The sequence below is a fragment of the Trinickia sp. HAY1-2D genome, assembly GCF_056754935.1.
The window spans coordinates 24,400-44,938 of the sequence record NZ_JBPGWX010000002.1 but is presented as its reverse complement, the minus strand read 5'-3'; the positions used below and the strand labels follow the sequence as shown (position 1 = coordinate 44,938).

Annotated in this window: 22 protein-coding genes; 10 read left to right on the top strand and 12 right to left on the bottom strand. The window is 60.4% G+C overall.

What is annotated here, in order from left to right:
- Positions 1–198: 198 nt before the first annotated feature.
- Positions 199–630, bottom strand: coding sequence for a DUF29 domain-containing protein (locus ACR9ZC_RS07090; RefSeq protein WP_481579777.1), 432 nt, complete (start codon positions 628–630; stop codon positions 199–201).
- A 59-nt stretch (positions 631–689) separates the two neighbouring features.
- Entirely contained in the window at positions 690–1,142 is a 453-nt protein-coding gene (locus ACR9ZC_RS07085; protein WP_481579776.1) for a tyrosine-type recombinase/integrase, read from the bottom strand.
- A gap of 368 nt (positions 1,143–1,510) precedes the next feature.
- Between ACR9ZC_RS07085 and ACR9ZC_RS07080 the strand changes: the two genes are divergently transcribed.
- From ACR9ZC_RS07080 to ACR9ZC_RS07055, 6 genes are all read left to right on the top strand, one after another.
- Complete coding sequence (locus ACR9ZC_RS07080; protein ID WP_481579775.1) at positions 1,511–2,200, top strand: outer membrane protein OmpK; 690 nt, start codon at positions 1,511–1,513, stop codon at positions 2,198–2,200.
- 207 nt (positions 2,201–2,407) lie between these two features.
- Positions 2,408–3,484, top strand: coding sequence for an MFS transporter (locus tag ACR9ZC_RS07075; RefSeq protein ID WP_481579774.1), 1,077 nt, complete (start codon positions 2,408–2,410; stop codon positions 3,482–3,484).
- Positions 3,485–3,536: 52 nt separating this feature from the next.
- Positions 3,537–4,595: an LLM class flavin-dependent oxidoreductase gene (locus ACR9ZC_RS07070; protein WP_481579773.1), complete on the top strand. Its 1,059-nt coding sequence runs from the start codon at positions 3,537–3,539 to the stop codon at positions 4,593–4,595.
- Entirely contained in the window at positions 4,592–5,242 is a 651-nt protein-coding gene (locus tag ACR9ZC_RS07065) for a cysteine hydrolase family protein (protein WP_481579772.1), read from the top strand. Before ACR9ZC_RS07070 ends, ACR9ZC_RS07065 begins: the two co-directional genes overlap by 4 nt.
- Before the next feature lies 1 nt (position 5,243).
- The gene (locus tag ACR9ZC_RS07060) at positions 5,244–6,563 is read left to right on the top strand and encodes a zinc-binding metallopeptidase family protein (RefSeq protein ID WP_481579771.1); all 1,320 of its coding nucleotides are present in this window, start codon (positions 5,244–5,246) and stop codon (positions 6,561–6,563) included.
- Positions 6,564–6,617: 54 nt separating this feature from the next.
- Positions 6,618–7,103, top strand: a complete 486-nt coding sequence (locus tag ACR9ZC_RS07055; RefSeq protein ID WP_481579770.1) for a flavin reductase family protein — start codon at positions 6,618–6,620, stop codon at positions 7,101–7,103.
- Between the two features lie 88 nt (positions 7,104–7,191).
- Here ACR9ZC_RS07055 and ACR9ZC_RS07050 read toward each other — a convergent pair whose 3' ends face one another.
- The 6 genes from ACR9ZC_RS07050 to ACR9ZC_RS07025 all read right to left on the bottom strand — a co-directional run bounded on the left by ACR9ZC_RS07050 (position 7,192) and on the right by ACR9ZC_RS07025 (position 11,084).
- Positions 7,192–8,169, bottom strand: a complete 978-nt coding sequence (locus tag ACR9ZC_RS07050) for an AraC family transcriptional regulator (protein WP_481579769.1) — start codon at positions 8,167–8,169, stop codon at positions 7,192–7,194.
- A 155-nt stretch (positions 8,170–8,324) separates the two neighbouring features.
- Positions 8,325–8,666: a hypothetical protein gene (locus ACR9ZC_RS07045; protein WP_481579768.1), complete on the bottom strand. Its 342-nt coding sequence runs from the start codon at positions 8,664–8,666 to the stop codon at positions 8,325–8,327.
- A gap of 297 nt (positions 8,667–8,963) precedes the next feature.
- Entirely contained in the window at positions 8,964–9,269 is a 306-nt protein-coding gene (locus ACR9ZC_RS07040; protein ID WP_440559222.1) for a helix-turn-helix domain-containing protein, read from the bottom strand.
- Entirely contained in the window at positions 9,262–9,636 is a 375-nt protein-coding gene (locus ACR9ZC_RS07035) for a type II toxin-antitoxin system RelE/ParE family toxin (RefSeq protein ID WP_481579767.1), read from the bottom strand. The genes ACR9ZC_RS07040 and ACR9ZC_RS07035 overlap by 8 nt, the downstream gene beginning before the upstream one ends.
- 39 nt (positions 9,637–9,675) lie before the next feature.
- Complete coding sequence (gene xerC, locus ACR9ZC_RS07030; RefSeq protein WP_481579766.1) at positions 9,676–10,752, bottom strand: site-specific tyrosine recombinase XerC; 1,077 nt, start codon at positions 10,750–10,752, stop codon at positions 9,676–9,678.
- Between the two features lie 2 nt (positions 10,753–10,754).
- A complete protein-coding gene (locus tag ACR9ZC_RS07025; RefSeq protein ID WP_481579765.1) occupies positions 10,755–11,084 on the bottom strand; it encodes a hypothetical protein in 330 nt (109 codons plus the stop codon).
- A gap of 111 nt (positions 11,085–11,195) precedes the next feature.
- Here ACR9ZC_RS07025 and ACR9ZC_RS07020 point away from each other — a divergent pair, with 111 nt between their 5' ends.
- Positions 11,196–11,366, top strand: coding sequence for a SymE family type I addiction module toxin (locus tag ACR9ZC_RS07020; protein WP_481579764.1), 171 nt, complete (start codon positions 11,196–11,198; stop codon positions 11,364–11,366).
- A 90-nt stretch (positions 11,367–11,456) separates the two neighbouring features.
- Here ACR9ZC_RS07020 and ACR9ZC_RS07015 read toward each other — a convergent pair whose 3' ends face one another.
- On the bottom strand, positions 11,457–11,693 hold the full coding sequence (locus ACR9ZC_RS07015) for a hypothetical protein (protein WP_481579763.1): 237 nt from the start codon (positions 11,691–11,693) through the stop codon (positions 11,457–11,459).
- Between the two features lie 130 nt (positions 11,694–11,823).
- Positions 11,824–12,480: a hypothetical protein gene (locus ACR9ZC_RS07010; protein WP_481579762.1), complete on the bottom strand. Its 657-nt coding sequence runs from the start codon at positions 12,478–12,480 to the stop codon at positions 11,824–11,826.
- Between the two features lie 278 nt (positions 12,481–12,758).
- Here ACR9ZC_RS07010 and istA point away from each other — a divergent pair, with 278 nt between their 5' ends.
- The 3 genes from istA to ACR9ZC_RS06995 all read left to right on the top strand — a co-directional run bounded on the left by istA (position 12,759) and on the right by ACR9ZC_RS06995 (position 15,835).
- Positions 12,759–14,282, top strand: a complete 1,524-nt coding sequence (gene istA, locus ACR9ZC_RS07005; RefSeq protein WP_481579761.1) for an IS21 family transposase — start codon at positions 12,759–12,761, stop codon at positions 14,280–14,282.
- Positions 14,283–14,296: 14 nt separating this feature from the next.
- A complete protein-coding gene (gene istB, locus ACR9ZC_RS07000) occupies positions 14,297–15,067 on the top strand; it encodes an IS21-like element helper ATPase IstB (protein ID WP_481579760.1) in 771 nt (256 codons plus the stop codon).
- Between the two features lie 537 nt (positions 15,068–15,604).
- Complete coding sequence (locus tag ACR9ZC_RS06995; protein ID WP_481579759.1) at positions 15,605–15,835, top strand: SymE family type I addiction module toxin; 231 nt, start codon at positions 15,605–15,607, stop codon at positions 15,833–15,835.
- A 102-nt stretch (positions 15,836–15,937) separates the two neighbouring features.
- Here the strand turns inward: ACR9ZC_RS06995 and ACR9ZC_RS06990 are convergent, their stop codons facing one another.
- A complete protein-coding gene (locus tag ACR9ZC_RS06990; RefSeq protein WP_481579758.1) occupies positions 15,938–16,201 on the bottom strand; it encodes an immunity protein Tsi6 family protein in 264 nt (87 codons plus the stop codon).
- The gene (locus ACR9ZC_RS06985; RefSeq protein ID WP_481579757.1) at positions 16,198–19,608 is read right to left on the bottom strand and encodes a polymorphic toxin type 46 domain-containing protein; all 3,411 of its coding nucleotides are present in this window, start codon (positions 19,606–19,608) and stop codon (positions 16,198–16,200) included. Before ACR9ZC_RS06985 ends, ACR9ZC_RS06990 begins: the two co-directional genes overlap by 4 nt.
- Between the last annotated feature and the right edge of the window lie 931 nt (positions 19,609–20,539).

The following is a 20,539-nucleotide window of genomic DNA, read 5'->3' as shown; positions in this document are numbered from 1 at the left end:
AGCATAGCCAAGTCGCTGCTGAACATCCCCGTTTCTTGCACCCAGTGCGAATGCCAGTACGCGTTCAGCGTCTGCGCTTCGTTCACCACCGGCCCAGCAACGGAGATCGTCGCGTTGTTGCCGGCCGCGATCAGGCTGCCGATGTTCGTAAAAAAGCCGGCGCAAGGCCGGCTGGCGGGTCTTCGGATGATCCAACGATCAGTCCGGCATAAACTCCTCGTCCAACACCTGCTCCATGGACCACGGGCAAGTTTCGGGGAACACATCAAGACCGGTTTCATTCACTGCCTGTGCAAGGGCTTTTGCCCACACGACACGCATCCAATCCGGGTCGGCCAACTTCGATTTCAGGCTGGGGGCCTCATCCAGAAGGTAGGCAACGTCAAGCCGTTGAGCCTTGATCGTTCGTAGCCAACTTGCGCCCCGCCGCGCAGACTGGAACTGCCACTTGAGCAGATGTGCCAGCAGCACGGCCATGCGGCTGATCAGTTCGCGTTGTTCGCTCTTACCCACGTCCTCAATTTCCTCCGCGATGTGCTCCACGTCGATGGCCGAGAACTCGCCCGCGCGCAACAACGCAGCCTGTTCGTTGGCCCATGCCACCACGTCCTTCTCGTAGCTCGTTCCCATTTGCCGGCCCCTAAGCTCAGTCACGCATGGCGCCATTTTACCCATTCCCGTAAGCTCACCTATTCCTCCGTTTCGCCCTCGGCTTGCGCCTCGGCGTCCAGTGCTTCCAGCAGGTCGGCCACCGTCGCCGGCGCCTCATCTGGTTTCAGTGTCGCACGCGTGAGCCGCGCCGGATGCGTAGCCGAATGGATATCCTTCAGCGCCCGGATGCTCACCCTCGTGTAGACCTGCGTCGTCTTGATATCCGCGTGGCCCAGCATCGCCTGGATGAACCAAACGTCGGCCCTGTTCTCCAGCATTTGTGTCGCCATCGCATGCCGAAACAAGTGGCAGCTCACGATGTTGCCCAGCCTCGCCGCTTGCACGCAGTTACGCACCATCTGGGTCATCCGGTTATCCGAGAACGCCTGACCCGTTACCGTCAGGAACAACGTGCCGTCGTCACCGCGATCGCCAGCCAAGAATGTCAACCGATGCGCGTACGGATTGACCACGTGTATCGGCTTGAGCAACCGCTGCGCGTTGCGGTGCAACGTCGCTGGGCGCCCGCCGCAGTCTGATTAACGGCGCGAACGCCCGGGGAGCGTCCGACGCAAAGTCGCAACCGTACACGCCAGTGCGTCGGTGTCCCCGTCCAACTTTTCGTGCGCCTTTTTACAAGCATGCCGTTTTTTAGCTGGATAAATTGATCCCGGGTTGATCTTGCAGTGGCAGTTGACTGGCACTCGACTGTCCTTGGGGACCAGTTAAAGAAAGCAGAAGTTTGCTCATCGACATTATAAGCCGATATTTATTTTCAATCATGAAAAAAATATACCTGTATTTAATTTTGATTATGGCGATGCTCCCGAACGCCTCTTTCGCGTATTCGGGTGGAGTCGTGAATTACCAATCGTTCGACATCAGTGGGTACCTCCAAACCAACAACAGGGTCGACCCGAAAACCACCTTCTCGCCGATTCTTGAATCATTCGGCGACTATAGTTTCGGCGATCTCTATACCTATGCCATATTCGAAACGTCCCTCCAAAACAATGGCGACGGAGCGACGACAATATGGTATTACAAATTTGTGCCAAGATTGAGCCTTGGTAAGATCATCGGCAAAGACTTATCGTTCGGTCCGTTCAAGGACTTGTCGTTCGCGCAGTGGATCGCAAGAACCGAGCATGGCAACTACAACTATTTTCCAGGTGTCGCCATCGACTGGCAGGCATCGTGGATTGGCTGGCTTAGGACAATTTACTACTGGGAACATAATTCTGGCGAAGGATGGAATGATCGGCGCATTCACGTCGATTACGGATTCCCATTTTCGACCCGTTTCGGTGATTTCAGAATCGTCGGGACCTTCGATCATACGTTCGGGTTGCATGGTCAGGCTAAAACTACCGATTTCAAGCCGGAATTGCATTACGACCTCGGCAAGGAGTTAGGCCGGCCGGCTGGACATTTGTGGGTAGGTATCGTCCTCGATCCGATAAAAAATAAATACAAAATTCAAAACACGGCCTATTACCCGACCAACCAATTTAGCTACGGAGCTTTGGTTCGATATAGCTTCAATTGAACCGTGGCGGCGGTCATACAAAAGGTGTTATATGAATACGTACAGTAAAGCATATCAATCGGTCATACTCGCGCTGTTGAGTGCAATCTACTTCCTGATTACGGCCGCTACGTTCACCTCCCTGGGTGTGGTGCTGCCGCGCATGATTGCGGACTTGCACTGGAGTTGGTCCAGTGCGGGCCTCGGCTTCTCTCTGCTCGGACTGGCATGCGGCCTGTCGAGCTATTTGCCGGCGATGTCGATCCGCAGGGTGGGTGTGCGGCTGACCTTTCTAGCGGCACCGTCATCTTGGCAGCGGGGTTTGCGCTGCTCGCGCGGTGCGCCTCCCTCCTACCCTATCTGCTGGGCGCGACGTTGCTGGGAATCGGCTTCAGCTTCGTGGCCACGGTGCCGGGTACATATGTGATCGGCCGGCTGTATAAAAACCAGTCTTCTGCTTTCGGCTTTTATTTCACTGTCGGCGGATTGGGCGGCGTGGTCGGCCCTTGGCTTGTGGTGCTAGCCGTCAACGTGCTCGGCGACTGGCGTATGCATCGGGTGCTCTGTGGCGTTTTCATGACCGTCACCGGACTCCTCGCGGCAATGCTGATGCCTGCTGGCGAAAAGGAGCGTGAGCATGCGAAGTATGTCGGCGAGCGTGTATCCGCCGATTCCGCTGTCTATCACACGGGGGAAACCTGGAGCGCACGCGAGGCCATGCGTACTTGGCAGTTTTATGCCATCGCGGGCGGCTATGCGGCATTTCTGCTCGTCGGCATCACGACGAACAGTTTTGCGGTTGCGCATATCACTGAGCACGGCTTCAGCGCGAAGACTGCGGCCGCGCTGCTGAGCGCCGAAGCGTTGATCAATTCCCTGTCGCGTTTTGCGGCCGGGTTCTTCGGGGAGAAGATCGAGCCGAAAAGCATGTTGATCGTCAGCCTGCTGCTGATGGTGGCGGGCACGCTCGCCTTGGGCGCATCCACCTCGTTGCCCGTACTCTTGCTTTTCACAGTCGGAGTGGGTGCGGGTTACGGCATGACCTTTCTCGCCACCAGCGTTTTGCTATCCAATTTTTTCGGGCGCCTGCCGTACCTCGAGATTTTTTCCGTCACCAACCTGCTATCAACGTTCGCCTGCTTTGGCCCTTGGCTGGCGGGACAAATGAAGGACGCATTCGGCGGCTTTACCGGCGCGTTCTTGCTGGTTGCCGGAATTCCGCTGGTGATATCGGTCGCCATTGCCTTTATGCAGCCGCCAGTCAAGATGAAGCGCTATACCGAAGAGCTATCGTCGGGAATTTGATCTTTTCGGTTCCCGCATTCGAAAGACGGATTGTTTTTTATGAAGGTGAAGGATGAAGTGCTCTAAAGAATTTGGTGTTTTTCTGCCCATTGCTCAAGGCGGCTGGATCATTTCCCGCAATACGCCGGTGCTGGACGCGTCATACCGGCAGAATCGCGAGGCCGCGCTGCTGGCCGACGAAATCGGTCTTGACTTCATCATGTCGATGGCGAAATGGCGAGGGTTTGGCGGCGAGACGCGGCATTGGGACGCCTCGCTCGAATCGATGACGATGATGGCTGGCATCGCCGAGGCCACGCGGCATGCGCGCGTCATCGCCACGATGCACGCCGGGCTGCACAATCCCGCAGTAGTGGCCAAGATGGTGTCCACGCTCGATCAGATCAGCGGCGGCCGCGCCGGCCTCAACATCGTTTCGGGATCGTTCAAGGACGAATTCGAGCAGATGGGTGCCTGGGACGGCTCGCTAAGCCACGACGAGCGCTACGCGATGACGCAGGAGTGGACCGAGATCATCAAGCTGCTCTGGGCGAACCCGCAACTTAGCTACGACGGCAAGTTCTTTAGGATGAAGGAGTGTGTTTCGAATCCAAAGCCCTTTGCCGCGCCGCGCCCGTTCCTCGTCTGCGCGGGGCAATCCGAACGCGGACTTCAGTTCAGCGTTCGAAACACGGATGCACGCTTCATCGGGGGAAAGGATGAAGCGCAAACGCGCGCGATCAGCCTGCGTGCAAAAGCCCTGGCCGCGGAGTACGGGACTTCGATCAAGACATATTGCATGTCGACCGTCATTTGCGCGGACAGCGATGCGCAAGCCGAGGCACTCGCGCGGCATTACCAAGACGGGATCGACCGAGGCGCGGTGGAGGGCATGATGCGTAGCTTCGGCGTCAGCGTCAAAGGCGAGACCAACGCGATGGTCGAGCGCGCGGGCAACACGTTCATGACGCACGTCACGATTGGCGCCGCCGACAGTTGCCGGCGTCAGCTTTCGCAGCTGTTGACCGATTGCGAGCTGGACGGCGTGATGTTGATTTTCCCGGATTACGTGGACGGGCTCACGCGCTTCGGCCGCGACGTCCTTCCGGGGCTGCGGGCTGATTTCTCATGAACCGGCTGTCGCTAGCGGAACGGCTGACCGTTGACGGCGTGGCCCTTTGCGTGATCGATGTCCAAGTGGACTTCGGAGCGCCGAACGGCGCGCTTGCGCGTATGGGGGTAGATGTGGGGCAGGTCGCGTCCGCCGTCGACAACGCGGCGCGTCTCGCGCAGGCCGCTCGCTCGGCGGGCGTACCCATCTTCTTTGTCGGGCTGAAGACTGAGCCTGCGACCGACTCCTCCGTTTGGCGCGAATGGATGGACTATCGTGGCCTGTCGGCGGAGACGGCATGTGCAATATGCCGCGCCGGATCGGGAGGTGAAAGCTTTTATAAGCTCGCGCCTCGCCCCGACGAGCAAGTCGTCTGGAAACGGCGCTACAGCGCGTTCGTCGACACTGATTTCAACGAGCGCTTGCGCGGCGAGCGCATCCATACCCTTGTCCTTTGCGGCCTGACCACCGAGTGCTGCGTCGATTCCACGGCCCGCGATGCGTTTCAGCGCGACTTGCTGGTCGTGGTCGCGGGTGACGCGTGTGGTGCGTATCGCGAAGACTTCCATCGATACACGCTCGACATGCTGACTGAAAACTTCGCGCTCGTTCTCAGCACCGACAATATCGTCGGCCAATGGAACACGCGCACCGAGAGAGGATCCTAGCGTGACATCGCATCTAACGAGATTGCCGGACTCGATGCTGCACCCGGTCTCTGACGACGATCGGCTGCGCATTGCTGCAGCCATTGATCAGCAAGAGCTTACCCGCCTCGCGCTGGAGCTCGGCAATATCCGCAGCCGTTCCGGCGAAGAAGCCGGCGCCGCTGCGTATGTCTACGATTGGCTGCAACGAGAGGGGTTCAAGCCGCGCGCTATCGGCGCAACGCCCACACGGCCCAACATAATCGGCGAATACGGCGGCGGCGGTGACGGGGCGAATCTGCTGTTTACCTCGCATCTGGACACGGAGAGCCCGGCCTATTGCCCCGCGCTCGACGATCACAAGTATCGTCCGGAAACAGTGGGGCAGCGCGAGTGGACGCAATGCTGGCTCGAAGATAACCGCCTGCACGGCTATCCCGTTGCCAACGATCGCGGGCCGATGAGCTGCTTCATGATCGCCGCGAAGGCGTTGCGTAGCGCCGGCATCCGATTGGCGGGGCGGCTTTTTCTGACCGCATGTCCAGGCGAGATCGGCCCCGAGCCGATCGAGGAATATCAGGGTATCGACTTCATGGGCAAGGACATCGGCGCGCACTACCTCTTTCACCACGGCGGTGTCGCGGCCGATTATGCGATCGCCGCGGAAGCGACCGACTACGGGGTCACTTGGCAAGGCTGCGGCTATGTTTTGTTTCGCATACAGCTCTTCGGCCGCGGGGCGTTTACGCCTGCACTGGTGCACGATGCCGATATCCTCACGCACCCGAATCCTATCTATCGCGTCGGCCGGCTCATCGAGGCGCTGCACCGCTTTAGCGCGGATTACGAGGTTCGCAATCGGTACGAGACGGAGGGTGGCTTGTCGGTGCCGAAGGTCCAGATCGATTCCATCCGGGCAGGTGCACCTCACACTTTCGGCAGCGGAAGCGAAGTCTGTTCGCTCTATTTGGAAGTGGGCTTGACAGCCCGGCAGACCGTGGCCCCGGTGCAGCGCGAACTGGAGCAACTGCTGCGCGGCCTCGATCTCGGCGAATTCGAATTGCGTCCGCTCGTCGTGCGCCACGGCTATGAAGCCGACCGTGAGGCGGTCAAGCCGCTGGCGGCGGCGCTGGGTCTAGCCACCGCCTCCGTGCTCGGCCGGCCATTGCAGCGGTCGGATCCAATCTATTCGAGCATGTGGCGCGATCACAATGTCTTCAACATGCACCGCATTCCGGCAGTTACCTGCGGAATCCCGCGTCATTTGCCGACGCCCGAAGATCTGGTGCGCAGCGCGCAAATCTATGCCCTCACCGCTCTCGCAATCTGCGGCAGGTGTTGATTCCAGGAGCAGCACTAAATGACTTCATTTTCGTTTGCATCGAGTGCCGTGTGTATGAACGAAGCGCGTTCGGAGCAGGAGTTGACCACGCAGTGGCGCGCGGCGATGTCGGATTTTCCCACCGGGGTTACGATCGTCACCACTGCGGACAACGGACGGCCCTCCGGCAGTACCGTCAGCGCGTTTTGCAGCTTGTCGCTGCGGCCGCGCCTCCTGCTTGTTTGCCTCGACGTACGAAGCCAGACTTTGGCGTCGATAAGGCAGTCGAACGCCTTCGCCGTAAACATTCTCGCCGACGAGGCGCGCGCTATGGCCCTGAAGTTCGGCACCAAGGTCGGCGATAAGTTTTCCGGGATCGACTACCGGTTGGGCGTATCAGGCTGTCCTTTGCTGCCCGATTGCTGCGCAAGCATCGAATGTCGGTTGAGCGCGTGTCATGTCGAAGGCGACCATGCCATCCTGATCGGCGAGCCGCGCCATCTTACGCGCGAGCCGGCGCGTCGTCCGCTGAGGTATCACCGCGGAGAATTTGGCGCTTGAATCGTCGCCTGGCAGAAACCGGTGCCCAAGCCGCTGCGGCGACCAGCCGAATTGCCGGCGTTGGCGGGTGCCGTCAGGCACCCTGCCGTCAACCTGGGGTTGCGTCCGCGAGCATTTTGGCGCGAAACGCCCTCGGGGAGCAGGCATACTTCGCGCTGAACGCCCGGCTGAAATAGGCGAGATCGTTGAAGCCCCAACGAAAGCAGATTTCGGAAACCGAGAGTGAAGCGTGCTCCCTGCTGGAAAGGTCCTTCTTGCATTGCTCGAGCCGACGCTGGCGCAAGAAATGGCTGAAGGTCGAATTGGTTTCGGCAAAAATCTTCTGGACATAGCGCGGCGATACGTTGTTCAGTCGCGCGACCATTTCCAGGTTCAAATCACTGTCGCCCAAGTGCAGATCGATGCTGTGGCAGATGGCACGAAAACGATGCTCCTGCCCCTGATCACGAAACCGCGGGGTGTCGTTTTCCCGATGCGACAAGCAGTAAGTCAGCAGCTCCGAGAGGGCCATTTCGATCGGATAGAACGACGTCTGCGCCAAGCTTTCCATTCGAGCGGCGACGGAAAATAGGAAGTCTGAAAGCAGCTGATTGACACCTTGCCGGCCGGAGATGGTGCCCGCCCGGATCGTGCCTGGATTGATAAGGCGGCGGTAAAAGGCTTCGTGGGTCATCTCGACCGTCAAAATGCGAAAGTCGCTGCTAAGGTGCAGTTCTACGTTGTCGACGCCCCCGGCGCCATAAAGGATATCGCCGATCTCGAGCGCGCAATGCTTATCTTCGATGCGCAGCGTTGCCGTTCCTTCCAGCATCAACGCGATCCACAAGTTGGTGGCGCTCGTCGATTGCAAGGGGTAACTGCCGATGATGGCTTGCGGTGAGCCCGCGAGCTTGACGAACTGCGTGCCGAGCGGCGAACGGCAGTAAACTACTTCTCCGCGCAGCCCCGTCACCGCCGCTTCGCAGGGCGCGGCCATCGATAGATAAACCTTTTGCAACGCATGTCGCCAGACCTGCTCCCGTTGCTCGATCGCGTACTGGGAAGTACGAACGCTCCAGTTATTCATCACTCCCTCTTCGTCAACGACCGAGGGTGTCACACGCAAGTTTCGGACCGAGCATGCCAGGGCTGTAAACAGGTGGGGCGAGCATTTTTCTCGAGTTGCCTGCCCCAGTTCTATACAAGCCATGCCCAATCATGGGGAAGCCGATCCGCTAGCTCTCAATGTCCAGGAGAAGACGAATGGCCACATAACGGCCTCGGGCACAGAAGCCGGATTTTGTTGCCGGCACCGAAATCGACCTGCGCCGCTTCGCCGGGCGCAAAGCTGAGCGGCACGGTGGCCTCGGGCGGACGGCCCGCGTTGATCGAAACGATCATGCGATAAACCGACGAATAGCTGCCGGTATAGCCGTGCTCACGCCGTAACGCGGCCAGAATTGCGGTGCCGGGCACGTTCTGCTCGAGCCACGATGCAATCAGGGCGCGGTGGACTTCGAGTCCCGAGACGGTGGAGGTCGCTTTGCCGCGACGGCAGACACTGCCCCCCCCCAATCGCCCCATATCCAACACCCGAGGCGACCTTTGCCTGCAATGGCCCGCAAACCTAGACGCGGCGCGACTTTGCGACCCGTCATCGCCTAGATGCGGTTCGGTTTCGGAGATTTTTTGCCCAGACGCGGTTTTCGGCCCTTAGATGGCGTCGACGAAGGACGTTAAAGAGCGATGGCGCGTAAGCGCCGACGGGCCGATTGTATCGGCCCGTCGAGATAGTAAGAAGGGATGGGGAGTGCCGCAGAAGCGCGGCTAAGAAGGAAGCGCCGTCGCAAGCCCGCCGGGCCAAGACGGTACAGCGGGGCATTACAGCAGAGCTTCCAAGCCCTTGCGATCAACCAGGTCGAGCAGTTTCAGCGAAGGGCCGTTCGGATGCTTTTGCCCCTGCTCCCATTTCTGTACCGTCGAGATGCTCGTGTTCAGGCACGCCGCGAACACTGCCTGACTCGCCTTGGCGCGCTGGCGCAGTCGCCGAATCTGCGCCGCACTGTATTGCTTGATCGGTGGCAGACACAACGCGTCGAACTCTCGCATCGTCACCGAATCCATCAGCCCGATCTCGTGCAGGTCTTGCGCCGTCTCATGCAGCGTCTTCAACAGTCTGTCACCCATCGCTTTCCACCTCATATAGCTTGCCTGTGCTCAGCGCCTCACGCAGCTCCCGAGCATCGTAGCCCAGTAGCTGCGACGCCAGCCGTTTCAACGTCTCCAGCTCTTTGTCGCTCACGTTGGACCGCTCGTTTTTCGCAAAGCCGAACACGAAGAAGGCTCGATCTCCCACCCGCAACGCCAGCAGCGTACGCACTCCGCCGCTTTTACCTCGTCCGCCAATGCCCACCCGCTTCTTGAACACATGACCGCCCAGGTTCGCATCAATCAACCCTCGGCTTATCTCATCCATTGCCGCGAGCAACGCCGCATCGCTCACACCTTCCTTGTCGGCCCAACGCGCAAACATCCTGGTCTTGAAGACCCTCATACCGGTCCTTTTTCTTGCCGAACATTATAGCACTCCGTGCTATAGGTGAGCACCGACCTCGCTAGCCGCCTCCTCGTCAAGTGCGGTCAGTAAGTCGGCCACCGTCGCCAGTGGCTGATCCTCCGGCCTCAGTGTTGCACGCGTAAGCCGTGCCGGATGCGTAGCCGAATGGATATCCTTCAGCGCCCAGATGCTCACCCTCGTGTAGACCTGCGTCGTCTTGATGTCCGCGTGCCCCAGCATCGCCTGGATGAACCGAACGTCGGCGCCGTTTTCCAGCATTTGCGTGGCCATCGCATGCCGGAACAAGTGGCAACTGCCGATGTTGCCCAGCCCGGCCGCGCGCACATGATTGCGCACCATTTGCGTCATCCGGTTATCCGAGAACGCCTGGCCCGTTACCGTCAAGAACAACGTGCCGTCATCGCCCGCGATCGCCAGCTCCGGCCGCACCTCATCGCGATATCGGCCCACCCACGCCAGCGCTCGATCGCCGATCGGAATCATCCGATCTTTCTTGCCCTTACCCTGCCGGACCATCAGCGTGCCGCGCTCGTAATCGACGTCGCGCTGCTGCAGCCCGATGATCTCCATGCGCCGGATCCCCGTGCTGTACAGCGTCTCCAGCATCGCCCGATCGCGCACACCCAGCGGCGTCGTCGTGTCGGGCAGGTTCAGCACCCGCTCGACCTCCTCGATCGTCAGCACATGCTCGGGCAAACGCTCTTCCACCTTCGGCAGATCCAGGTCGGCCGCCGGGTTGTACAGTATCCGGTTGTTGCGCGTGAGCCACCGAAACCATTTTCTAATCGGCGTCACCCGCGACGCCTGCGTCGTCGCCGACAGCGGTGCGCCGTTTTTCTTGCGCTTCAGAAACAGGTGCCGTTGATAGCGCTCCAGGATCGGCCGTGTAATCTCCGCCGGCCGCGTCAGGCCTCGCTCGTCGCACCAGCTCACGAAGTACCGCAGATACAGCTCCCAATGCTTGAGCGTATGCCGCGAGGTGTTGCGCTCCTCCAGCCACATCAGGAACTCCATTATCTGCCGATACAAGCTCAGCGGATCGTGCGCCGGCCCGATCGGAGGATACGGTTCATGCCTCCCAAGGTTCGGCATCGTTAGGACGACTCAACAGCGGCGGCTAAAGAGAGGATGCCACTCGCAGGGTTAGCCGTGCTCGGCACAGGCCCGACCGGATCGACGGCTTCGCCTTGTGCTGCATGGCTCTGCGGCTTTTCGCCAGCCTCCGACCGTGCCCCGACCACGGCCCGACCAGACCCCGACCGATCATCGCTTGACCCCGGCCGCATGCCGTCCTCTGCAAGGGCAGTCGGGTCGATCAGCCCGCACAGATGCGCCTTGCCATCATCCTCGCCGCTGTACAGCAACTCGTATTCGAACACGCCGTTGCGGCCTCGGTGCGCGATCACGTACTCGAGCTCGACCAAGCGCGACAGATGGATTTTAGTTGCGTATCGCCCCAACGCGTCGCCGTGCGAACCTCGCGCCGCGTGAAGCGCAGCGCCTCTCGCGTCTCGTCCCGGGCCTCGCATTCATGCTTGACCCAATCCACCAACAACGTGAGCAACCGCCGCGTCTGCGGCACCGATCCGCCGCTCTTCCCCTGGTTCAAGGTCTCAGGCCGTTGGCTCGAGCAAGCCGGCTTCATGCCTCGCCAACGCCTCAAGATCGAAGTTCAACTCGGCAAGCTTGTCATTACGCACGCCTGAATGACCACATAGACGGCGTACTGAGCCGTGGTCACTCGCTTATGAGCTTGACCACGGACAACCTGTCCGTTGATGACGTCGCTCGACCATCTACGAAGCCAATGCTCGATCGAGGTAGTCGTACAGAACACGCACTCGAGCCTTGATGTCCGCTTCAACCTCAGCGTCATTAACTATTTCCGCCAGTCGCCAGCGCAAGATCATGTAGATTTCGGTGCCTGTTGCTCCCTCGACAAGGGCGCTTCGGAGTCCCTCTGCATATTCATGCAACCCCGCTCCGTCAAGCACATTGGCTATCTCCCTAGCCTCTTCATATGAATCGCTCATCGTCTGATTCTCAGTGCGTCCCCTGCGTTCCAAACGATCTCATTTGGACGCCCCCGCTTGGCACGACCACCTCGATACCGCCGCCGGGGTTTGTGCCGACTGCCGGTGCTGGACGTGTAATGAATGGACTTCACGGCTGCAGGATAGCCGTTTCTACGAAGTTCGCGTTTGTTACGTTCTCAGGAGGAATGCCGTAGAGGCCAGGATAGTTCGGCGTAGTCAGCGGATTTTGCAACGACCAGAATTGCGCTTCGGCGGCTTGGCTTTGGCCAAGCGTGCCGATTCGGAACAAGGTCGCCCCCTGCTGAACCTGGCCGATCGCACTAAGCGCAGCCGGCGTATAGGATTGAAAGGCCGGGCCGTACGGAGTTCCAACACTATTAGCAACGCCTTGTACCTGCGCGCTATACACGTTCGGCAGGTCCACGTCTCCTGCTGTCGGCACGTAACTCGATGCAGAAGCTCTCGCGCCGGACGTCGCTAGCGTCTCGGCCTCCCCATCGGCTACGGCCCCTCCCACGCCCTTCGTGACCAGCGCAGCCGTAAAGAACGCCGATCCGGGACCGATCTGATCACCTGGCGTATAGGGCAAACGCAAGCCGTCGAGCGAGATGTAGCCGGGATCCCCTGGCGAAGCAAACGGTCCCCCATTCGGAATATTCGCTACAACCTCCCCGACGCTCACCAAGCCGTTCCAGACGCCTGACGCTGCGCTCTTGGCCATCTGCGTGCAGGTTTCGGGGTGATTCAGACAGTTGTTTTGCGCCTCGTTTGCCGCGAATGTCACGCCTGCTTGCGCGTTGGCCCCCGCCACACCCGCTGCCACACCGCCCACCATCTGTCATCTTCCGCCATATAGGAGCCACTGGGCTTCCGGCATAAAGGAGCCGGGACGTTTTCGGCATAAAGGAGCCACTGCGTTTCCGGCATATAGGAGCCAGTCGATTTCCGGCATATAGGAGCCAGGGCAGGAATCGAGCATCTCGATCGTGATGCTCATCGCAGGCTTAACTTGTGGGGCGTGATCCCCCAAGGGAGGCTGCGATGGGCCGACGGAGAATCGAGATGCATCAATATCGCCAGGTTCTCGTGCGCATGCGCCACGGGGATTCCGAGCGCGAACTGGCGCGCTGTCGCTATATGGGCCGACGCAAGCTCGCCGCACTGCGAGAGTTGGCCGAACAACGAGGCTGGCTCAAGCCCGATGCGCCGTTACCGGATGACGCCGAGATCGCCGCGGCGCTCGGCCCGCCGCACAAGGCTAGGTCCACCGTCTCGGGGCTCGAGGTCCACCGCGCATTGATCGCCTCATGGATCGAGCAGCAAGTGCCCGGCACCGCGATTCTGGCCGCTTTGCGGCGTGAGCACGGCTACACCGGCAGTTATTCGTCGGTTTATCGCATGATCGTTTCGATCAACGCGGACCGTCCGCCCGAGGCCACCGTGCCGCTCAGCTTTGCGCCCGGCGAAGCGGCGCAGGTCGATTTCGGTGCCGGCCCGATGCTGCCCGACGCCGACGGCGTGCTGCGGCGCACGTGGGCGTTCGTGATGACGCTTGCCTTCTCGCGACATCAGTACGTCGAGTTCGTCTGGGACCAGACGGTCGCAACTTGGCTCGGGTGCCATCGTCGCGCCTTCGAATGGTTCGGCGCCGTGCCCACGCGCGTGATCATCGACAACCCCAAGTGCGCGATCACGCGTGCCTGCGCTTACGACCCTGTCGTGCAACGCGCCTACGCGGAATGCGCGGAAGGGTACGGTTTCCGGATCGATCCCTGCCCGCCGGCGGACCCGCCCAAGAAGGGCATCGTCGAAGCCGGCGTCAAATACGTAAAAGGCAACTTCCTGCCGCTGCGCCAGTTCCGCGACTTCATGGATCTGAACGAGCAGGCTCGTCACTGGGTCATGCATGAAGCGGGGCGTCGCATCCACGGTACAACACGCAAAGTACCGCTCGATTTGTTCGAGATCGAACGGCCACTGATGCGCGAGCTGCCAGCCGTCGCCCCCGATCTGGGCACCTGGCACAAGGTCTCGGTTCACCGAGACTGCCATGTCGCCCATCAGCGCGTGCTGTATTCCGTGCCGTTCTCGTTGGTCGGCAAACGGTTGTGGCTGCGTGCAACGGATGCTTCGGTTTGTATCTACGACGATTACCGACTGGTCGCTTCGCACGTACGCGGCCGCCGCCCCGGCGATCGGCTTACCGTGCGCGACCACCTGCCGCCCGAGGCGCGCGCGTTTCTCGCTCACGATCGGCAGTGGTGTCTCGAACAAGCTACGCGCGTGGGGCCGGCTTGCGCCGAGCTCATCGAACTGCTGCTGGCCGATCACATTCTCGAACGCCTGCGTGCGGCGCAGGGCGTCATGCGGTTGCAGAAGCCCTACGGAGCTTCGCGCCTGGAAGCGGCGTGCGCTCGGGCGCTCGCACACGCCAGTCCCTTCTATCGGACCGTCAAGACGATCCTTGTCGGCGGCTTCGATCAGCAACCACTCACCGATTCGAACGAACACATCCATGCGCCCAGCGCGCGTTTCGCCCGCGACGCCCAGTCTCTGTTTGCCCCCGACGCCCACGTGCGTCACTGACCCAGGAGATGGCCATGCAACCCATGCCAGCCTTGACCCCACATCTGAAGCAACTGCGCCTGTCCGGCATCCTCGACTCGCTGGAGGCGCGCAATCGCCAAGCGATCGACGCGAAGCTCTCTTACGTCGACTTCCTCGCGCTGCTGATCGAAGACGAAGTCGCCCGGCGCGAGCAGAAGAAGTTTGCGTTACGCATGCGACGCGCCGCCTTCCGCACCAGCAAGACGCTGGAGCAATTCGACTTCGATCGGCTACCGCAGTTGAACCGTGCCCTGGTACACGATCTGGCCGGCGGTCGTTACCTGGGCGAGCACGCACCCGTGCTCATCGTCGGGCCCTGCGGTACCGGTAAAAGCCATCTGGCGCAGGCCCTCGGCCATTGCGCCGTGCGCCAGGGAGTCGACGTGCTGTTCACCACCTGCACCCAGCTCACAACGAGCTTGAACGCAGCACGCGCCACCGGCGCCTACGAGCGTCGGCTCGCCAGCTTAATGCGCGTCGAATTGTTGATCATCGATGACTTCGGGCTCAAACCGCTTCGTCCGCCCGCCGACGAGGATCTGCATGAACTGATCGCCGAGCGTTACGAGGCGGCCTCCACCATCGTGACGAGCAACCTCGATCTGACCGAATGGGATCAGGCGTTTCCAGCTAACCGCTTGCTGGCCTCGGCTACGCTCGACCGCCTGCGTCACAACGCCTACTGCCTCGTGCTCGATGGGCACTCATATCGCAGCCCGAGGCACCTGCCGGAGCATCACTTGAACCTTGCAAACGCCGGATAAACGGCACATTCTTGAACCACAAAGATGCTCGATTCTGCCCACTTCTGCTGGCGCCTATATGCCGGAAATACCCGGCTCCTTTATGCCGGAAGGTGACACCGGCCGGGGATAATGTCCGCGTTATGTTCAATCGTGGGATTCGGCCCGCAGGGACGAAGCCCGCGATTTACCCCCGGCCCTTCGTCACCCTCGGCCCAGCGGGCCGCACGAACCCTCTTCGTCACCTCTTCGGGCCCACCGGCCCGCACAAACCCTTCGTCACCAATCCTGGCCACAGGCCAGGATTTCCGGGCCGCTCCGGCACGGCACTTCTTCATTCGTCAAGGTATCGGGCCGCATGGCCCGCACTGCATTACTATTCCGTCCTAGGCCGACAGGTCAATGGTTAGGACTACTGATTTTTAATACAATCAAAGACTTAACATCACCGCTCACAGGAGAACCGCACCCCTTCCATCGCCGTAAACGCAGCGCGGGCCGCATGGGCGCCAACCCATACGACCCGCTGACCACCATCAACTCGTACCGGAGTCGATCATGGCTGACACCAATCTTAACGCACGTCCCGCTCATCCCGAGCGGCATGTCACCATTCAGCAGTCATGGCGCTATCGCCAATGGAAGCCCAACCGCAGCTACCGCACCGACCCGCCGCTCTTCCCTTGGTTCAAGGTCTCAGGCCGGTGGCTCGAAGAAGCCGGCTTCATGCCTCGACAACGACTCAAGATCGAAGTCCACGCAGGCAAGCTCGTCATCACGCATGCTTGAATGAGCTCAAAGGCAGCAAACCCGGCGCAAGTCGGGTTACTGCCGGATTGGTAGCCACATCTCATGCCGCGAGCCGCCGGCGCGGCGTCGAAACGCACCTCTTCACAGACGACGCGCCTCACTTGCTACCTCATAGAGAAGTTCAGCCACATCTTCGTCCAACGGTTCGACTTCCCGAGCGGTCAATACGCCGATCGTAATCTCTTGAAGCCTGCCCGCCTCGCTCGTTCGCCCCATTTCAAGATCAATAAGAAACTCAATCTGCTTTTCAATGGAACGAAGAGCTCGGCTGTCGGGGTGCTGTAGCAGGAGCGCCCGACATCTAGCTAACCCTTGTTCAAAGAGAACAATGCGATCTTGTTTCATTTTCCAGGTACCGGAGTCATCGTCGATTTGTTGGGGACGAACAATTGCGTGCCACCGCCATCAGCAACGAATGGCTCGCCCGGGACCGTCCAGGTATCCGTCACGCTTGCCGCGGTACTTTGCAAGGCAGAGGTGAAGCCGGAAGGTGTAAACAACCCCGGAATACGATTTGCGGGATTGATCCCGAGGCTAGCCGCTGGCGTCCCGATCGGTGCAAAGTAATTCCCAACGTTGCCATTCAACACATATTGAACGTAGTTTGTACCTGGTCCGACCTGCGTTACCGTAACCGGTTGAGTGAAGTCGATACCCTGCAAGTGACCAAGCGTCCTATCCGCACTGAAGCCACCCTGCTGCGTATAAAAATTGTACGCTGTCTCCCACGACGCGAGCTGGCCGAACTGTGACGACGAGTTGCCGGCCCGGGTCGCAGCGATATTGCTCAAGACTTGCGATTGAATTGTGGCGCTGTCTGCGCCAACAAGCGTGGGCGCCTCCGGCATCTTGTACCCAGCAAGCCCTGCCATGACGCCGTCCGTCGCAGCACCCAATTGTGCTACCGAATAGGCGCTTGCATTCGACCCGCCCGTCGCATACACCAGCCCTCCGAATGCTCCCGCCAACGGACTGCCTAGCATCGTGTCCAGCGTCGCCGCACCGAGCGATGGTCCAGTTGGGAGGGCCGTAATTTGAGGTCCGTTCGCATACGAGAACGGGAAATTTTCCGGCCCCGCCATACCCGACAACGGATTCGCATACGTGAAGTACTGCCCGTTCCCAAGGGGTTTCATCGTGACCACATTCCCACCCGCTTGAGCCGCTTGAATCTGCGCTTGGCATCCAGCACTGGGCCCATTTGCACACGCCTGAGCCAGATTCTGGTCATTCTGCGCCGACAACACAGCCAACTTGTCCTGTGTGCTGCCGTCCCCCGTGGCAGCCGCCTGCTGGTACTGATCCGCCTGCGACAGCGACATCGGCTTCGGCGGGAGGTGATTCAACCAGTTGTTCAGCGTCTCGTTCTCCGCCGCTGTCGCCGCGCCCTGCGCATTGGCCCCCACCGCCCCGGCAAGCAACCCGCCCACCATCGTGGTCATGGCAACATCGAGCGGCGCCGGAATGCTGCCGTTCGCATCGACAGTCGTATTCAGGAACGCCCCAGCCGCCCCGCCAATCGCCCCGCCTGCACAACCAGTTCCTCCCAGCGCGCTGGCCGCACAACCCAGCGCTGAATGGAGACCCACATAGGCCAGTTCTCCCCCTACCGTCCCGAAGTCCTTGGTGAGCGTGTTCTGCGCCCCTCCGATCTCGTAGGCACCCAGCGCAGCCAGATCGCTCAGCCCAGCTCCTTTCAAGTCGTTCAGGAAGCTGCCACCCTCGATCGCCGTCTGCACGCCCGCGTTGATCACCGCTGTCGCGCCCAATGCCGCCAGCTGGCTAGGCAAACTGCTCGCCGCCGTCGCACCAGCCTGGGTGATCTGCCCCAAGGCATTGCCGATATTGCTGAGGCCTGCCAACTGTCCAAGCGTACTCGTGCCCGCCGGAAGGCTGTTTAGCCCCTGGCTCAGACCGTTCAGCCCGAATTCGCCCGTCGTGCCGTTATACGTGATGCCGTTGGTCAGCCCCGCCGTGATCGCCGCTATCGCTCCGGCCTCCAGTAGCGCACCGAAGTTCAGTCCCTGCCCCGACGCCAACTGGCTCGCCGCACTTCCCGCCATCCCCGATAGCGCAGCCACCGCGATGGATTCACCCAGCGTCATCGTGGTCAGCGTCGCTCCCATCGCCGCCGCGGCAGCGCCAGACGTCGCGATCGACGCCGCAATGGCAATCGCCATCACCACAAACGTCGGCAGACCACCACCTTCCTTCACAAAATCCGTATGCAGATGATCGGTCAACGTCATCTGCGTGAAGTTGCTCCCCAACTGCTGCGCAAGCGCAGCCGTCATCTGCTGCGTGCCCGCCTCATCGAGCGTGCCGTCCGCATTGAGCTTTTGCAGCGCCCCGCCTATCTGGCTCAGTGTCTGCACGTTCAGGTCCATGTTCGCCGCGCTCATGAACCCGCCCGGCTGCACCACTGTCCCCGTGGTATCGACGTACCCGCCTTCGACCTTGCTCCAGATCTGCCCAACGTTGACTTGATTCGCCTGGTTCGTCAGCGTCGGCGTATTCACCGTCAGCGTATTGGACGCGCTGATGCTGCCCGTATTCAGAACGCTGCCCTGCCCGTTGCCCTCGAAGTTCAGCGTCACATCCTGGCCGATGATGTTGCCGCCCGCCGACAGCGCGCTCGTCGTCGACGGCAAATACACCTGCGGCATCAACGCCGTGATCGTCGGGCAACTCGCCGTACCCGTCGCGTGGCAACTCGGGTCCGGTACCGTCTGCTCCACGTACCACAGCATCGGCTTATCGAGCGCGCTCACCTGCGCTTGCGTGAGCGCCTGGCCCAACTGCACGTTGTTCTGCTTCGCGTAATCGAGCGCATTGCCGTACAGATACGCCTTCTCCTGCTCCGTCACCGACAGATTGTTCTGGCTGTCGTACGTCAAGCCATCGACGAAACTCGCTTTGCCCGTCTCCTTCAATGCCGCTTGCTGCAGCAGCAGATCCTCTTCTTGCGGGTTGTAATAGAACAGCGTCGAGCTCGGCTGCAGCGTCGAGGGCAAGTTCGCCAGCAGCACCTGCGGGCTCAATTGCGACTGCGCGCTCGAACCCACCGACGAATCGACGTATGAGGCTTGGCCGGCCACGCTCGTCGGTAAGCTGCCCGTCGCTCGGGAGCTCGACAGGTTCAGCCCCGGCAACGTCAGCGGGCTCAGCGAAATCACCTGCGAGGGGGAGTTCACGCGCGGCGTATAGGTGTTCGCCGTGGTGATGCCGTTGATCAGCCGCTGGCCCGTGAGCGATACCGACGTGCCCACCACGTTGCCCACGTTCTCGATTTGGCCGTTCGAGGTGATCGACAGATTGGGCGCTTGAATCGTCGCCGCGATGTTGCCCACCGGCTGTGGCGGATCGATCGTGCCGCCTACGTTCGTATAGGCGCTGCCATACAGCGCCGTGCACTCCGCAGCCGAACCGCACGCCCAGATATCGTGGCGCTTGTCGCTGCTGAACATCCCCGTTTCTTGCACCCAGTGCGAATGCCAGTACGCGTTCAGCGTCTGCGCTTCGTTCACCACCGGTCCCGCGACGGAGATCGTCGCGTTGTTGCCCGCCGCGATCAGGCTGCCGATGTTCGTCAGGCTTCCCGCCGTGATCTGCAGGTTGTTGCCCGCGCTGATCACCGACGAGCTGCCCGATTGTTGATCGACGTAGCCCTCGCAGTAGCTCTCCTTGTAGCCGCCCGCAGTCATGCACCCCGAGTACTGCTCTTTGGTGCCGTAGTTCTCGTGAAGCCGCACGGGTGGCGGGCAACTTGTTTGTAATCGCGCCCCAAACGAAGTTCGCTTTGCCTAGGCGACGCACCGCGTTGCGCCCCCAGATACTAGCGAAATTCGACTTCGATCAGTTGCCGCAATTGAATCGCCACTTGTGCATGACCTCGCATATGCACCGCTACCCTAGCGACCATGCATCCACCTCGACTCGAACGTTATGAATGCGTCCCTTTTTGGCGTCGGTCTACCGATCGCGATCCGAGTTCCCCTCACTAGAGCACTTGCCGAATCGGCGCAAGTCCAAGACTCTAACGCTCTTGTTGTATCCCCAGCCGAATACGATAGCTATGAGAAGAGCAACGAATCCAATCCCGATCAGCACCGGCGGCCCATCAGAGGCGTACTTATGAAGCAAAAGCAAACAATAAGCGACAATACCCAACGCTGAATACGCCACCCATCGGTACACCTTTCGCTCAAGTACGGTCAAATCATCCCGCCATCTCCTATCATCCATGACGCCCACCCCTCGATCTCATACTCGCCCTCATGGCTTTTGCGGCACGACGTAAGGTTGAGCCGCGGTCGTGCCCAGTGTGAACAAGGTTTGAACCGATCGCCCTTGCGGGATCACGGCACCAACAGTCGCAGTCACTGTATCGTACAAAACCGAGAAACCGCTCGGCTGGCTATAGAGATAATTCAATGACTTGAATGCTGCCGAACTTACCAATGCCGCACCATCATACGGCGGAGGAAGCCATATGGCAGCAAGCGCCAACGCCGTCGAGGCCTGATCCGTAACCGTGGCAGGGGAAGGCATGGATATCGATCGATACGCGATTCCACAATCGCCGTTCGGGCATATTGAACCTGCCGACGAACCGATCACCGTGCCCTGTGGGCCAAAATTTGATTGCGCTCCTGCAGGGGAGGATGTGTAGCTATTCACAAA

Bases quoted from the DNA above. Each gene is read 5' to 3' on its own strand.
- ACR9ZC_RS07090 (WP_481579777.1), bottom strand. From the start codon at position 630: ATGGGAACGAGCTACGAGAAGGACGTGGTGGCATGGGCCAACGAACAG.
- ACR9ZC_RS07075 (WP_481579774.1), top strand. From the start codon at position 2,408: ATGCGGCCTGTCGAGCTATTTGCCGGCGATGTCGATCCGCAGGGTGGG.
- ACR9ZC_RS07070 (WP_481579773.1), top strand. From the start codon at position 3,537: ATGAAGTGCTCTAAAGAATTTGGTGTTTTTCTGCCCATTGCTCAAGGC.
- ACR9ZC_RS07065 (WP_481579772.1), top strand. From the start codon at position 4,592: ATGAACCGGCTGTCGCTAGCGGAACGGCTGACCGTTGACGGCGTGGCC.
- ACR9ZC_RS07055 (WP_481579770.1), top strand. From the start codon at position 6,618: ATGAACGAAGCGCGTTCGGAGCAGGAGTTGACCACGCAGTGGCGCGCG.
- ACR9ZC_RS07050 (WP_481579769.1), bottom strand. From the start codon at position 8,169: ATGAATAACTGGAGCGTTCGTACTTCCCAGTACGCGATCGAGCAACGG.
- ACR9ZC_RS07045 (WP_481579768.1), bottom strand. From the start codon at position 8,666: ATGGGGCGATTGGGGGGGGGCAGTGTCTGCCGTCGCGGCAAAGCGACC.
- ACR9ZC_RS07040 (WP_440559222.1), bottom strand. From the start codon at position 9,269: ATGGGTGACAGACTGTTGAAGACGCTGCATGAGACGGCGCAAGACCTG.
- ACR9ZC_RS07035 (WP_481579767.1), bottom strand. From the start codon at position 9,636: ATGAGGGTCTTCAAGACCAGGATGTTTGCGCGTTGGGCCGACAAGGAA.
- xerC (WP_481579766.1), bottom strand. From the start codon at position 10,752: ATGCCGAACCTTGGGAGGCATGAACCGTATCCTCCGATCGGGCCGGCG.
- ACR9ZC_RS07015 (WP_481579763.1), bottom strand. From the start codon at position 11,693: ATGAGCGATTCATATGAAGAGGCTAGGGAGATAGCCAATGTGCTTGAC.
- istA (WP_481579761.1), top strand. From the start codon at position 12,759: ATGCATCAATATCGCCAGGTTCTCGTGCGCATGCGCCACGGGGATTCC.
- istB (WP_481579760.1), top strand. From the start codon at position 14,297: ATGCAACCCATGCCAGCCTTGACCCCACATCTGAAGCAACTGCGCCTG.
- ACR9ZC_RS06995 (WP_481579759.1), top strand. From the start codon at position 15,605: ATGGCTGACACCAATCTTAACGCACGTCCCGCTCATCCCGAGCGGCAT.
- ACR9ZC_RS06990 (WP_481579758.1), bottom strand. From the start codon at position 16,201: ATGAAACAAGATCGCATTGTTCTCTTTGAACAAGGGTTAGCTAGATGT.